Below are 12,491 nucleotides of genomic sequence, written 5' to 3'. Positions count from 1 at the left end.
TGCGTTCCTGTCTCGAACTCGGGGCGATTTGCGGAACAGAGCCAATAAACGCGCTCCCGCGCAACCCCATTTTATGGTGGTCGCGCCAAGCGGCTTTTCGTTTCATGGCGAATGTTTAAGATCGGCATTTATCTGCATTCACTCCGCCAGGAGATCCACCAAATGGCCGAGACCATCCGCATCAAGCGCTTCAATGCGCGCTCCGTCATCGTGCCGATGAACCTCCCGCTCCAGACCTCGACCGGGGCTGTCGCAAAGGCACCGCTGGTGCTGATCGACTGCGAGACCGACCAGGGCGTCCAGGGGCACGCCTATCTGTTCTCGATCACGCCATCGGCCTTGAAGCCGCTGACGGCGATGGTCGCGGAAATGTCGGAGCTGCTTGCGGGCGACGAGCTGCTACCGTTCGAGATCGAGCGCAAGCTGACCCAGCGCTTCACCCTGCTGGGGCTCGCCGGCCTGCAGCGGCTGGCACAATCCGGCATCGACATGGCGGCATGGGACGCACTGGCGCGCGCACGCGGCCTGCCGCTAGCGCGGCTGCTCGGCGGCGCGCCAAGACCGGTCAGGGCCTACAATTCGAAGGGGCTCGGCATCATGCCGGCGGGTGCCGCGGTGGAGGAAGCCCACAAGCTGCTGGCCGAGGGCTTTCAGGCCGCAAAGATCCGCGTCGGCCGTCCCGATGCACGGGAAGACCTGAAGGTGGTGCGCGCGGTGCGCAAGGCCGTCGGCGACGACGTGACCTTGATGTGCGACTATAACCAGGCGCTGACGGCCACCGAGGCGATCCGCCGTGGCGAGATGCTCGACGATGAGGGCCTGACCTGGATCGAGGAGCCGATCCGTCACGACGATTATGAGGGTAACGCCCGCATCGCGGATGCGCTGCGCACGCCGGTCCAGATCGGCGAGAATTTCGACAGCGCCTTCGCGATGCAGACCGCGCTCTCAGCCGAAGCCTGCGACTACGTGATGCCCGACGTGCAGCGCATCGGCGGCGTCACCGGCTGGCTGCGCGCCGCCGCGCTGGCGCATGCCGCCGGGATCGAGATGTCGACGCATCTGTTCTCGGAAGTCAGCGCGCATCTTTTGTGCGTGACGCCGACCGCGCATTGGCTCGAATATGTCGACTGGGCCGACGCAGTGCTTTCAACGCGGCTGATCATCAAGGACGGCTTTGCCCTGCCGAACGAGGAGCCCGGCAACGGGATCGCGTGGGACGAGGCTGCGGTGAAGAAGTATCTGGTCGAATAGACCGCGTGTCGTCGCGACGTATCGAAGTGCGAACGTCGAAGCTGACGATCAGCGAACGGCATGCCTTCCTACGACTGAACAGCGGCAATCATACTCAGCTCGACCGGTGCACCCCGCGGCAACTCGGCGACGCCGACAGATGTACGCGTGTGACGACCGCGATCGCCTAGGCGCTCGATCAACCGGTCGGAAGCGCCGTTCATGACTTGCGATTGCTGAGTGAATCCAGGGGCCGAGGCGATGTATCCAACGAGCTGCAAGACCTGGACGATCTTGTCCTCTCCACCTGTTGCGTGATTGATGGCCGAAATGCAGAGATCTGCGCAGAGGGCCGCCGCCCCCTGTGCGGCGGCGACATCGACACCTGCGCCGACTTTACCGGAGCACAGCAGGGCTTCGCCGCGACGCGGCAGCTGACCACTGACATACGCAATTCCACCATGGATGATCACCGGCAAGTAGTTGCCACCTGGTTTGTTCACGCTGCTCATATCGATAACCTGCCTTCATTTCTCGCTGGCGTGGTGGGCGGACAATGGCAGGCGGGGAGTCGCGGATCAAGCTGCGCATTGCACCGAGGTGGTGCACGATAACGATCCCCCATGACCACATGGCGCCTTCATTCGCACATCGCGTCGTCGCGATCGGCGGCGAGATCGAGTTCGGCGAGAGCTGGCAGGCCGCGCTGGTGCGTAAGTTCCACGAGGAGCTCGGTATCGGAATCTCCATCGTGAAGGCGATGAGCTGAACACGTTGCTGCTTCCACATCGTCATTGCGAGCGCGGCCAAGCAATCCAGAATCCCTCCGCGGAAACAGTCTGGATTGCTTCGTTGCGCTCGCAATGACGGAGTGTGAGACAGCAGCGCTGCATGACCAGCTACGCTACCAAACCTCCGCGCCGGGAATCTTCCTGCGCACCGCGATGCGCTGGATCCAGATGCAGCGGCGGATGGATCTGTTGGAGCGGCCGACGGCCGAGATGCCCTCGCCGGCCTGAAGCAGCGGCGCCACGCTTTCGCGCAATGCGCGGCAGCGCTGCAGTTCGGCCTGCCAGTCGATGACCGCAGCAGCGGCGCGCGACGACATCAGCGCCAGCACCATCAGGGCAACATAGCTCGCCCGCATCACCCGCATTCCCTTCATTTTGATCCGCGCTCGTCGCGCCAGTAGCGGAAATCGCAATGGGACGCGCCTTGCATGATGGTTTGCGTGCGCGTGAGCCTGACGTCGGCGCCAAATCCATCAGCGGTCGCGAAGTCGGCGGTGCAGACCAGCAGGAAACCGAGCTCCGGCTCGCCCAGCGCCTTGTAGAACTCGGCATAGGCGCATCGCGTCACGTCGAACGCAAAGGCGTCCTGGGTCTGCTCGATGATGTCATAGGCGAGCGCGTCGTCTCGGGCATAGGTCTTGAACGCCGACGCGACGGCCTTGCCGAGATCGGCTTCGTTGTTCGTGCTGTTCTTTGCCTTCCAGAATTCCTCGCCGAAGCCGCGATAGAGGTCGCCAAGCGCCTTGCGCACCAATGCATTGGCGCGCGCCTCGCCGAGTTCGGCCTGCAACGCCTTAACCAGGGGCACCAGCACCTGCGCCTGGATCTTTGCCTGCTCGATGACGGACACGCTTATGGGCAACCTTCATCCGGGTTACTTCACACCACAAGACGATAACTCAACTCGCTGCTCGCGGCGAGGGTTTGCTTGCCTGGTCCCGTGGCATCCGGAAGGCTACGTTTCCGTGATGTCGGGGTCATCGCCGATCGTGCAATCCTGAAAACATCGACCTGGCCACAATGGTATGACGCTCACCATTCAAATTCCGCCGGCAAATGACCAGAGGTGACCATGATCCGACCCAAAATGCCTTCAGGCAATTTCACGCCACGAGTGTTTTCACGGCGCCCTCAAGTTGCGGCGTTTGCCGCAGCGCTGTTTCTCGCCGCAACGTTCTGGCCGGCCGGAGGCGCGCAGGCTGCCGCAAATGATGCCGAAGCACGAACCATCTTCGAGAAATTCATCGCGGCGCAGAATGCGCATGATGCGGACGCCATGAAGGCCATGCTCCTGAATTCACCCGGAACGCTGTTGTTTGCCAGAAACATCGAGACGCGCGGTCGCGATGAGGTCGCCGAACGCTTCAAGACCTATTACGAGGGCACCTGGCACCTCGAACCCGACATGTCGAAATTCCGCGTCGCCGTGATCTCGAACGAGATCATGCAGATCCTCGTGCCGATCGTCTTTACGCGCGGCCTTCCGGGCAAGCCGCCACAACAAAATACGTTTCTGATCAGCCAGACCTACGTTCAGGATGCGGACGGCTGGCACGTCGCCTCCATCCTTCCGGTCGCGAATACGGAACTGAAATAGGGGATTTAGCGGCGGTGTGTCGGCGCAGGAGGCTGCCGCTCCAGTCCGTGTCCGCTCTTCGAGCTACGCCGGACACGCTTCGCCGAAATGAGATTGGTGGCTTGCCGAGCCGAAGCTCGCGGCGGCAGCTCGCCTGCGCCCTTTGGGCTTCGGCGCGGCATCCTTCACTCGGCTATCGCGAGCGAAGGATGGTGGGCGCGACAGGGATCGAACCTGTGACCCCTACCATGTCAAGGTAGTGCTCTCCCGCTGAGCTACGCGCCCTAGATGTCTCTAGATCGGGTCGGGTCCCTATAACGGCTCACGGGAGCCGGTGCAAGGACGGAAGGGGGCCGATTTAGGCCGCCAGCATCTTGTTCACTTCGCTGACCAATTCGCGCAAATGCACGGGCTTGGACAGCACCTTGGCGTTCTTGGGGGCATCCGAATCGGAGTTCAGGGCGACCGCGGCGAAGCCCGTGATGAACATGATCTTGATGTCGGGGTCGAGTTCCGAGGCCCGGCGGGCGAGCTCGATGCCGTCCATCTCCGGCATCACGATGTCGGTGAGCAGCATCTCGAACGGCTCTTCCCGCAGCCGCTGATAGGCGGCCATGCCGTTATCGTGGGACGAGACCTGAAAACCGGCGTTTTCCAGCGCCTTGACCAGGAAACGGCGCATGTCGTTGTCGTCTTCGGCGAGCAGGATCTTTGGCATGGCGGAAATGTCGAATCCCCAGAGGATATCAGCGGAGGTCACTAAGCCCGACGGAGGGTAAATTTGGGGTGAAAATCGTTACCCTCCGCAGCTCGCGCTGCCGGACTCTTGTGAACCGGAATACGGCACGAAGCAATCGAGCCGTACCTGCCGGTCCCCACCTCGCTGCCCGCAGGGTTAAGACATGTTCCAGCGCAGATCTCATCTTTTCGCTTGGCAGGATGGTTGCGATTCCGGACAATGACGACACATAAGAGCCGCCCGATCGGCCGAATCAATGCGCCAAGGGCGAAGCCTGATACCGAGAGGCGGAGCCTGATTGCCAAGGGCGAAGCCTGACACCAAGGGACGAAGCCTGAGAAGATGACCCGGTTTGACGGCGACAAGTCGCCAGCCTTCGAGATCGTTGAGCCCGCGCAATGGCGCGCGCCGGTTATCTTCAACTCGCCCCATTCCGGCTCGACCTATCCGGACGAATTCCTCAGCGCCTCCAGGATCGACCTGCCGACGCTGCGGCGTTCCGAAGATTCCTTCATGGACGAGTTGATCGGCCATCTCAGCGAGCGCGGCTTTCCGACCGTGCGGGTCAACTTTCCCCGCTCCTATGTCGACGTCAATCGCGAGCCCTACGAGCTCGATCCCCGGATGTTCACCGGGCGCCTGCCGAGCTTTGCCAACACCCGCTCGATGCGGGTCGCCGGCGGACTTGGCACCATTCCGCGCGTGGTCGGCGACGGCCAGGAGATCTATCGCGAGCGCATCCTGGTCGACGACGCACTGGGGCGGATCGAGACGCTGTACAAGCCCTATCATCGCGCGCTGCGCCGGCTGATCAACAAGGTGCACCAGATGTTCGGCACCGTCGTGCTGGTCGACTGCCATTCGATGCCCTCGGTCGGCGTCTCCCGCGACGAGCCGCGCCGGCCCGACATCGTCATCGGCGACCGCTACGGCACGAGCTGCACGCCGCTATTGCCCGACCGGGTCGAGGAGACCATGGCCGGCCTCGGCTATTCGATCGGCCGCAACAAGCCCTACGCCGGCGGCTTCATCACCGAGCATTACGGTAACCCGGCCAGTGGCCTGCATGCCGTGCAGCTCGAGCTCAACCGCGCAATCTACATGGACGAGCGGCGGCGCGAGCGCAGTCCGCGCTTTGCACAAGTGGCGTCGGACTTCGGCGTGCTCGCAGACGTGCTGGCGACCACGGTCCCGTTCGGCGATCTCGGCCCGTTCCAGGCCGCGGCTGAATAGGCGCGACGTTTTCTTCGAACAATTGTGTTGGGTGCAATCAGCGCGAATGCGTTTCGCGGCGAGCATCGAAATGAAAGCCGATGCCGAGAGAAAGCAGAGGCTGAAAGAAAAAAGGGCCGCTTCTAATGAAGAAGCGGCCCAAGTCTAGGGAGGAAACGCCCAAGGAGGGCAGCAGTAACGCGAGAAGCGCTACCGCACCGCAACAATATGCGGCCGCGCCGCACAAAGTGCAAGGGCTTTCGAGCGGTTTCCCATGCAATGAGGACATAGCTCGGTTGCTTCTAGAGAAACCCCGATTCAGTTCCTTTCATAAGGAAATTCAATGGGTTGATAGTCATTTGCATACGAACGAGGCAGATCCGGAACTAAGGTTTCAACTCAATGATCGATTTTTGGCCGGCCTAGTTCTTTGAAGGGGGACGCATTCGGCATCCAAAATACCAGGGTGCAAAGCAAGACAGCGCTGCACGATTCTTCCGATTTGAGCTAGGCAGGAGTGAGCTTCACCCGACTTTCGCTTTTTGAGGATACGCCGTGACGGTGATCGATTTCTCCGCCTTCATCGGACGGCTCGCCACCGCCTCCGGCGAAACCATCCTACCGTTCTTCCGCACCTCGCTGTCGATCGAGGACAAGAGCAAGACCAAGGATTTCGACCCCGTGACCGAGGCCGATCGCGCCGCGGAGGCGGTGATGCGGCGTCTGATCAAGGCCAACTTTCCCCAGCACGGCATCGTCGGCGAGGAATTCGGCAACGAGCGCGAGGATTCGGATTATGTCTGGGTGCTCGACCCCATCGACGGCACCAAATCCTTCATCGGCGGCTTTCCGATCTGGGGCACGCTGATCGCGCTCCTGCACAAGGGCACGCCGGTCTACGGCATGATGCACCAGCCCTTCATCGGCGAACGCTTTTCCGGCGACAGCGGCTCGGCTCATTATAAAGGCCCGTCCGGCGAGCGCCGGCTCCAGGTCCGGCGCTGCGCCTTGCTGTCGGAGGCGACGACCTACACCACCAGCCCGCTGCTGATGAGCGAGCGCGACCGCGCCATCTTCGGCCGCATCGAAACGGGCGCGCGGCTGTCGCGCTATGGCGGCGACTGCTACTCCTATTGCATGCTGGCGGCAGGTCACGTCGATCTCGTGGTCGAGACCGAGCTGAAGCCTTACGACATCGCAGCCCTGATCCCGATCGTGACCGGTGCCGGCGGCGTCGTCACCACCTGGGAAGGCAAGCCGGCCCAGGGCGGCGGCCGCATCGTCGCGGCCGGCGACGCCAGGGTTCACGAAGAAGCACTGAAACTGCTCAACGGCTAGGCGATCTAGGAGCCTGCATGACCAACCGGCGTACGCTCCTTCTCGCGGCCTTGCTTCTTTTTCCGACGCTCGCCTCCGCCCAGAATTTCCCGGCCAAGCCGATCAAGCTGATCGTGCCGTTTCCGGCCGGCGGCCCCAACGATATCATCGCGCGGGTGATCGGCCAGCGCATGTCGGAACTGTCAGGGCAGCCGGTGCTGATCGACAATCGCGGCGGCCAGGGTGGCGTGCTCGGCACCGATGCCGTCTCCAAGGCTGCACCTGACGGCTACACCATCGCGATCTCCAGCGCCGGCGCGCTGGCGATCAGCCCGAGCATGGAAAGGGTCGCCTACGATACGCTCAACGACCTCACGCCCGTGACGTTGGTCGCAACCGTGCCGGAAATGTTGGTGGTCGCCACCAACGTCCCCGCAAAGGACATCGCGGAATTGATCGCGCTCGCCAAGGCGCAGCCGGGAAAACTCAACTTCGCCTCCTCCGGACCCGGCAGCCTGCCGCATCTCGCCGGTGAATTGTTCAAGCTGACGGCCAAGATCGACATCGTGCACGTGCCCTATCGCGGCGCGGCGCCCGCCGTGAACGATCTGCTGGGCCAGCAGGTGCAGATGACGTTCCTGGACCTCCCCGTGCTGCTGCCGCAGGTCAAGGCGGGCGCCCTGCGACCGATCGCGGTCGGCTCCGCCGAGCGTTCGCCGACGGCGCCTGACGTGCCGACCACCACAGAAGCGGGCTTTGCGGATCTGCGCATCGAGAACTGGTACGGCATGGTCGCGCCGAAGGGCACGCCGAAGGAGATCGTCACCGCGCTACATGATCTGGCCACGAAGGCGATGGCGGATCCGGCGGTGAAGGAAAAGCTCGCTGCCCAGGGCGCGACGCTGGTCGGCGATGAGCCGGAGCATTTTCGCACATTCATCGCGGACGAGACGCAGAAATGGGCGAAGGTGATCAAGGACGCTGGCGTGGAGACGGCGAAGTAGCTGCGTCTTAACCTCTTCTAAAGGGAGGGGAAATCCCAGAACTCACACCGCCGCAGACCGCAAATGCTCCACCAGCATCTTCGCCGGGCGCGGTAGTGTCTTGAAGCTTCGCGCGCAGATCACGAGTTTGCGGTTGGCCCAGCTATCGCGCAGGCGGACCATGGCGAGCGGCATCAGTTTTGCGCAGCGGCGGGCCGCGGCTTCGGGCACCAGCGCGACGCCGACATCGGCGGCGACCATCTGGCAGATCGCATCGAAGTCGCGCAAGCGTGCGCGGTAATGCGGCCGCATGCCGAGCCGGGCGGCGTGCTTCGAAATATGCACCTGAAGCGCGGTGGCGCTGGTGAGCCCGACGAAGTCGCAAGCGCCCGCCTCCTGAAAATCGATCGCGCGGCGGCCGGCGAACGGGCCGCGCCTGGACGTCACCAGCGTCAGGCGATCCTCGCTGAAGGCGAATCGCTCGATATGATCGGGCAGCGCGTGCTCGGCGGCGAAGCCGAGATCGGCCGCGCCCGCAGTGATCGCGGCCGCGATGTCGGTGCTCTCGCGCTCTTCGATGTCGATGGCAACGTCGCGATGCTCGCGCAGGAAGCCGGCGAGCGCCTTCGGCAGATGCTCCGAAAGCCCTGAGGTATTGGCGAGGAAGTGCACGCTGGCGCGCACGCCGCTGGCAAAGCCGGCGAGATCGCCGCGCATGGCGTCGATCTGGTGAATGACGAGACGGGCGTGATCGAGCAGGCTCTCGCCGGCCGAGGTCAACTCAACGCCGCGGCGCCCGCGCTTGAGCAGCGCGACGCCGAGCGCATCCTCCAGCCCCTTGATGCGCGCGCTGGCTGAGGCCAGCGCCAGATGCGACCGCTCCGCGCCGCGGGTGATGCTGCGCTGGTCGGCGACCGCGATGAACAGCTGGAGGTCGACGAGGTCGAAGCGCATCGGGGTCCCTTCAGCCTTCGTTCCAAACGAAGGCTTTCTCCGTAAGCTACAGATTGTGCCGGCGCGCTGCATCGGTCAATGTGCAGATATGATCGACCCGCTCCTCATTCTCATCGCCGCCGTTTTCCTGATCGCCGGATTCGTCAAGGGCGTGGTCGGGCTCGGCCTGCCGACGGTCTCCATGGGCCTGCTCGCGGTGAGCATGGCGCCGAGCCGCGCGATCGCCATCGTGATCGTCCCCGCCATCGTCACCAACATCTGGCAGACCTTCGTCGGCCCCCATTTGCGCGATATCCTGAGGCGGCTGTGGCCGCTGATGATCGGCACCGTGATCGGGTGCTGGCTCAATGCCGGCGCGCTCACCGGCCCGCATGCGCGCTACGGCACGATCGTGCTCGGCGTGCTCCTGGTCATCTACGCGATCATCGGGCTGAACAAATTCCAGTTTCATGTTGCGCCAAAGAACGAGAAATGGGTCGGCGGCGTGGTCGGCGTGGTCACCGGCGTGATCTCGGCCTCGACCGGCGTGCAGGTGATCCCCTCGATGCCGTTCATGCAGGCGATCGGCATGGAGAAGGACGAGCTGGTGCAGGCGCTCGGCGTGTTTTTCACGACAGCGACACTGGCGCTCGCCTTCAATCTCACCGCGGGGGGATTGCTGACGCCGGCCAACGCGGTGCCGGGCGCCGTGGGCATGGCCTGCGCGTTTGCCGGCATGTATATCGGCCAAACGGTGCGGGCGCGGATGCCGGCGGAAGCGTTTCGCCGCTGGTTCCTGATCGCGATGATCCTGCTCGGCCTCTACCTCGCCGGCAGCGCGCTGCTGAAGGAATTCGCGTAAAGGACGTTACCGCGTCTCCAGCATGGCGACGCGGATGCCGAGATAGATGAAGAGGCCGCCGAGGGCACGGTTGACCCAGGCGACCGCGCCTTCGGAGCTCCGCAAGCGGTGGGCGGCCCTTGCCGCGAACGCCGCCAGCACCAGGCACCACAGCGTTCCCGTGCAGATGAAGATCAGGCCCAGCATCAGGAAGGCGAGCGGCTTGTGCGCCGAGTCGGCTGCGACGAATTGCGGCAGGAAGGCAAGGAAGAACAGCGCGACCTTGGGATTGAGCGCGTTGGTGAAGACGCCCTGGAGGAAAACCCGCCGCAGCGAGCTCTGCACAGGCGCGTCGATGGCCGAGGCCAGCACCGGGCGCGACCACAGCATCTGAAGCCCGGTCACGACGAGATAGGCCGCTCCGACCAGCTTCAGGATCGAGAACGCGGTCGATGAGGCCATCAGCAGGGCCGAAAGGCCGATTGCCGCGCCCGCGACATGGAAAAAGCAGCCGCAACTGATGCCCAGCGCGGCCGCGGCGCCACCTCGCCAGCCCAGCTGCATGCTGCGGCCGATCACATAGACCGTATCAGGCCCCGGCGTGATGTTGAGCAGCACGCCCGACAGGACGAAGAGCCAGATTTCGTGAATGCCCAGCATGTGTGACGTGCCTCCGCCGCCCAACCGTAGCCCAAGAGGTCGGCTTAGTGCGTTCGCTCGTCCCCGTCCACTGCCGGGATTGCCGAGGATTTACCTCGAATTTGCAATGCGGATCATACTTTCGCTCGGCCTCATCTGCTCTATAAGGAACGGGTTCTTTGAATGCGGGATTCGAGGCGACTGCCACGCCGTGGCCGGTCCTCGATCTCTTCCAAGTCTCTTGCAAGTCTCTTGGAGCTCCGGAATATGGAAAGACGTCTGGCCGCCATTGTCTGCGCCGATGTCGCCGGCTATTCGCGCATGATGGGCACCGATGAGGCCGGCACCCATGCCGCCTTCAAGGCCCATCGCAGCGCGATCCATCCCATCATCCTCAATCACGGCGGCCGCGTCGTCAAAAACACCGGCGACGGCTTCCTGCTGGAATTCCCCTCGATCGTCGGCGCCACCGAGGCCGCGATCGCGATGCAGACCCTGATGGCGGAGCGCAATCACCATCTGCCCGCCGATCGCGCCATGCAGTTCCGCCTCGGGATCCATATGGGTGACGTCATCGCCGACGAGGACGAGGTCTTCGGTGACGATGTCAACATTGCCGTCCGCCTCGAAGCCGTGGCGAGTCCCGGTGGCTTCGCCATCTCGGCCAAGGCCTACAAGGAGGCCAGCAAGCATCTCACCGTGCCGCTGGTCGATGCCGGCAACCACCGCTTCAAGAACATCAAGGATCCGATCGGGGTCTGGACCTGGACGCCTGAAGGTGCACCGGCGCTTGCGCCCGCGCTGAGGGAGGCATCCGCCCTCTCGCAGCAGTATCGCACCGCGATCGTCGGCGTGCTCCCTTTCGCCAATCTCAGCGACGCACAGGACGAGTATTTCTCCGACGGCCTGACCGAGGATCTGATCCACGCGCTGTCGCTGCAATCCTTCTATCGCGTGCTGAGCCGCAACTCGACGTTCGTGTTCAAGGGCAACAACGCCAGCACCCGCCTGATCGCGCGGGAGATCGACGCCACCTATCTGATCCAGGGTTCGGTGCGGCGTGCCGGAGCCAAGATCCGCGTGACCGCAGAACTGATCGCGCCGGAGACCGGCGAGCAGCTCTGGACTGGCCGCTACGACCGCGACATCGGCGATCTCTTCGCGATGCAGGACGAGATCACCACCAACCTGTCCGCCGCCATCGCCACCGAGATCGTCCGGGCCGAAGCCTCGGCGCCGGCGCGGCTCTCGACCGACGTCACCGCCTGGGACCGCTTCCTCAAAGGACTGTCGCACTATTATCGGCAAACCAAGGAAGACCTGGCCATCGCCGTCGACCTGTTCCGGGAGGCCATCAGGCTCGAACCCAAGCTGTCGATTGCGCACGCCTATCTCGCCACGATCCAGATCCAGAGCATCCAGTTCGGCTGGGTCAAGGGCACGCGCGAGATGTGGGCCGAGGCGATGAAGCTTGCCGAAACCAGCGTTCGGCTCGATCCGCGCTCGTCATTTGCGTTCTCGATCCTGTCCTGGACCCACGCGCTGGAGGGGCATTACGAGGCCGCGATGGACGCCGCCAAGCGCGCCGTCGCGCTCAACCCCTACGACAACGGCGCGCGCGGCGTGCTCGGCATCTGCCATTTCGTCATCGGCGAGCACCGCGAGGCGATCGAGCTGTTCTCGATGGCCGCACAGCGCGACAACAGCGATCCGCGCTACCAATGGGCCGCACTGAACGCCTTCAGCCATTATCTGCTGGGCCAATATGACGCGACTCTGTCATGGGCTCGAGAACAGCTCTACATCAACCCGAACCATTTGCAGGCGCTGGCAATCCGCGCCGCGGCGCTGGCGCAATTGGGACGCGGCGACGAGGCGGTCGAGGCGACCCGCGTGCTCATGGCTAACTACCCGACTCTCAATGTCGACCGCCATTTGCGCAATTTCCACTGGAAGCGGCCCGAGGACCTCGCCCATTACCGCGCCGGACTCTTGAATGCGGGCGTGCCGCTCGGCAAACTGACCCTGGTTTCGAGCGACGTCAAACGCGTCGCCGAATCCTGAGAGCCAGCCGCGGCCACGCGGCAATGTCCCCTCCGCCTTTATTGACACGACAGTGAATTCAGCCACACTCGGCTACACGCTGAAGTAGTATAACGTGTTGTCGGTTTGTCAGGACTTTCCGCGCTCTATCGCCGCGTCTGTATTTCACGATTCGCCGTTTTCA

General features: G+C 63.5%; 14 protein-coding genes and 1 tRNA gene. 8 read left to right on the top strand and 7 right to left on the bottom strand.

The genetic code is table 11. The features are described from left to right. Positions 1–162: 162 nt before the first annotated feature. Positions 163–1,254 carry an enolase C-terminal domain-like protein gene (locus ACFQX9_RS10330; RefSeq protein ID WP_026232518.1) on the top strand — a complete coding sequence of 364 codons (1,092 nt, stop codon included), beginning with the start codon at positions 163–165 and terminating at the stop codon, positions 1,252–1,254. A 68-nt stretch (positions 1,255–1,322) separates the two neighbouring features. Here ACFQX9_RS10330 and ACFQX9_RS10325 read toward each other — a convergent pair whose 3' ends face one another. Then, positions 1,323–1,745 carry a RidA family protein gene (locus tag ACFQX9_RS10325; RefSeq protein ID WP_018453354.1) on the bottom strand — a complete coding sequence of 141 codons (423 nt, stop codon included), beginning with the start codon at positions 1,743–1,745 and terminating at the stop codon, positions 1,323–1,325. 119 nt (positions 1,746–1,864) lie between these two features. Between ACFQX9_RS10325 and ACFQX9_RS10320 the strand changes: the two genes are divergently transcribed. After that, positions 1,865–2,002, top strand: coding sequence for an NUDIX domain-containing protein (locus ACFQX9_RS10320; RefSeq protein ID WP_018453353.1), 138 nt, complete (start codon positions 1,865–1,867; stop codon positions 2,000–2,002). 135 nt (positions 2,003–2,137) lie between these two features. On the opposite strand, the gene ACFQX9_RS10315 is transcribed toward ACFQX9_RS10320, so the two are convergent. Both ACFQX9_RS10315 and ACFQX9_RS10310 read right to left on the bottom strand, forming a co-directional pair. Beyond that, positions 2,138–2,398, bottom strand: coding sequence for a hypothetical protein (locus ACFQX9_RS10315; protein ID WP_018453352.1), 261 nt, complete (start codon positions 2,396–2,398; stop codon positions 2,138–2,140). Further along, entirely contained in the window at positions 2,395–2,880 is a 486-nt protein-coding gene (locus ACFQX9_RS10310; RefSeq protein WP_018453351.1) for an L-2-amino-thiazoline-4-carboxylic acid hydrolase, read from the bottom strand. The genes ACFQX9_RS10315 and ACFQX9_RS10310 overlap by 4 nt, the downstream gene beginning before the upstream one ends. Positions 2,881–3,096: 216 nt before the next feature. On the opposite strand from ACFQX9_RS10310, the gene ACFQX9_RS10305 reads away from it, so the two are divergent. Next, a complete protein-coding gene (locus tag ACFQX9_RS10305) occupies positions 3,097–3,621 on the top strand; it encodes a nuclear transport factor 2 family protein (RefSeq protein ID WP_204512440.1) in 525 nt (174 codons plus the stop codon). 189 nt (positions 3,622–3,810) lie between these two features. On the opposite strand, the gene ACFQX9_RS10300 is transcribed toward ACFQX9_RS10305, so the two are convergent. Both ACFQX9_RS10300 and cpdR read right to left on the bottom strand, forming a co-directional pair. After that, positions 3,811–3,885 (bottom strand) — tRNA-Val (locus ACFQX9_RS10300). A gap of 73 nt (positions 3,886–3,958) precedes the next feature. Further along, a complete protein-coding gene (gene cpdR / locus ACFQX9_RS10295) occupies positions 3,959–4,318 on the bottom strand; it encodes a cell cycle two-component system response regulator CpdR (RefSeq protein WP_007597092.1) in 360 nt (119 codons plus the stop codon). 363 nt (positions 4,319–4,681) lie between these two features. On the opposite strand from cpdR, the gene ACFQX9_RS10290 reads away from it, so the two are divergent. The 3 genes from ACFQX9_RS10290 to ACFQX9_RS10280 all read left to right on the top strand — a co-directional run bounded on the left by ACFQX9_RS10290 (position 4,682) and on the right by ACFQX9_RS10280 (position 7,872). Continuing rightward, positions 4,682–5,572 carry an N-formylglutamate amidohydrolase gene (locus ACFQX9_RS10290; protein WP_018453348.1) on the top strand — a complete coding sequence of 297 codons (891 nt, stop codon included), beginning with the start codon at positions 4,682–4,684 and terminating at the stop codon, positions 5,570–5,572. Positions 5,573–6,106: 534 nt separating this feature from the next. Then, positions 6,107–6,889, top strand: coding sequence for a histidinol-phosphatase (gene hisN / locus ACFQX9_RS10285; RefSeq protein WP_018453346.1), 783 nt, complete (start codon positions 6,107–6,109; stop codon positions 6,887–6,889). Between the two features lie 17 nt (positions 6,890–6,906). Beyond that, positions 6,907–7,872: a Bug family tripartite tricarboxylate transporter substrate binding protein gene (locus ACFQX9_RS10280; RefSeq protein ID WP_377788179.1), complete on the top strand. Its 966-nt coding sequence runs from the start codon at positions 6,907–6,909 to the stop codon at positions 7,870–7,872. Between the two features lie 42 nt (positions 7,873–7,914). Here ACFQX9_RS10280 and ACFQX9_RS10275 read toward each other — a convergent pair whose 3' ends face one another. Then, complete coding sequence (locus ACFQX9_RS10275) at positions 7,915–8,805, bottom strand: LysR substrate-binding domain-containing protein (RefSeq protein ID WP_018453344.1); 891 nt, start codon at positions 8,803–8,805, stop codon at positions 7,915–7,917. A gap of 88 nt (positions 8,806–8,893) precedes the next feature. Here ACFQX9_RS10275 and ACFQX9_RS10270 point away from each other — a divergent pair, with 88 nt between their 5' ends. After that, positions 8,894–9,646: a sulfite exporter TauE/SafE family protein gene (locus ACFQX9_RS10270; protein ID WP_018453343.1), complete on the top strand. Its 753-nt coding sequence runs from the start codon at positions 8,894–8,896 to the stop codon at positions 9,644–9,646. Between the two features lie 6 nt (positions 9,647–9,652). On the opposite strand, the gene ACFQX9_RS10265 is transcribed toward ACFQX9_RS10270, so the two are convergent. Further along, the gene (locus ACFQX9_RS10265) at positions 9,653–10,285 is read right to left on the bottom strand and encodes a LysE family translocator (RefSeq protein WP_377788175.1); all 633 of its coding nucleotides are present in this window, start codon (positions 10,283–10,285) and stop codon (positions 9,653–9,655) included. A 246-nt stretch (positions 10,286–10,531) separates the two neighbouring features. Here ACFQX9_RS10265 and ACFQX9_RS10260 point away from each other — a divergent pair, with 246 nt between their 5' ends. After that, the gene (locus tag ACFQX9_RS10260) at positions 10,532–12,328 is read left to right on the top strand and encodes an adenylate/guanylate cyclase domain-containing protein (RefSeq protein WP_162496403.1); all 1,797 of its coding nucleotides are present in this window, start codon (positions 10,532–10,534) and stop codon (positions 12,326–12,328) included. The last annotated feature ends 163 nt before the right edge of the window (positions 12,329–12,491 follow it).

The sequence above is a fragment of the Bradyrhizobium sp. GCM10028915 genome, assembly GCF_042666195.1.
GTDB lineage: Bacteria > Pseudomonadota > Alphaproteobacteria > Rhizobiales > Xanthobacteraceae > Bradyrhizobium > Bradyrhizobium canariense_D.
This window is presented reverse-complemented; position numbering and strand designations above follow the sequence as displayed.

What these genes read in the sequence shown, in the direction of transcription:
- ACFQX9_RS10320 (WP_018453353.1), top strand. Translation starts at nt 1,865, where the DNA reads ATGGCGCCTTCATTCGCACATCGCGTCGTCGCGATCGGCGGCGAGATC.
- cpdR (WP_007597092.1), bottom strand. Translation starts at nt 4,318, where the DNA reads ATGCCAAAGATCCTGCTCGCCGAAGACGACAACGACATGCGCCGTTTC.
- ACFQX9_RS10290 (WP_018453348.1), top strand. Translation starts at nt 4,682, where the DNA reads ATGACCCGGTTTGACGGCGACAAGTCGCCAGCCTTCGAGATCGTTGAG.
- ACFQX9_RS10305 (WP_204512440.1), top strand. Translation starts at nt 3,097, where the DNA reads ATGATCCGACCCAAAATGCCTTCAGGCAATTTCACGCCACGAGTGTTT.
- ACFQX9_RS10275 (WP_018453344.1), bottom strand. Translation starts at nt 8,805, where the DNA reads ATGCGCTTCGACCTCGTCGACCTCCAGCTGTTCATCGCGGTCGCCGAC.
- ACFQX9_RS10315 (WP_018453352.1), bottom strand. Translation starts at nt 2,398, where the DNA reads ATGAAGGGAATGCGGGTGATGCGGGCGAGCTATGTTGCCCTGATGGTG.
- ACFQX9_RS10270 (WP_018453343.1), top strand. Translation starts at nt 8,894, where the DNA reads ATGATCGACCCGCTCCTCATTCTCATCGCCGCCGTTTTCCTGATCGCC.
- ACFQX9_RS10330 (WP_026232518.1), top strand. Translation starts at nt 163, where the DNA reads ATGGCCGAGACCATCCGCATCAAGCGCTTCAATGCGCGCTCCGTCATC.
- ACFQX9_RS10265 (WP_377788175.1), bottom strand. Translation starts at nt 10,285, where the DNA reads ATGCTGGGCATTCACGAAATCTGGCTCTTCGTCCTGTCGGGCGTGCTG.
- ACFQX9_RS10325 (WP_018453354.1), bottom strand. Translation starts at nt 1,745, where the DNA reads ATGAGCAGCGTGAACAAACCAGGTGGCAACTACTTGCCGGTGATCATC.
- ACFQX9_RS10260 (WP_162496403.1), top strand. Translation starts at nt 10,532, where the DNA reads ATGGAAAGACGTCTGGCCGCCATTGTCTGCGCCGATGTCGCCGGCTAT.
- ACFQX9_RS10280 (WP_377788179.1), top strand. Translation starts at nt 6,907, where the DNA reads ATGACCAACCGGCGTACGCTCCTTCTCGCGGCCTTGCTTCTTTTTCCG.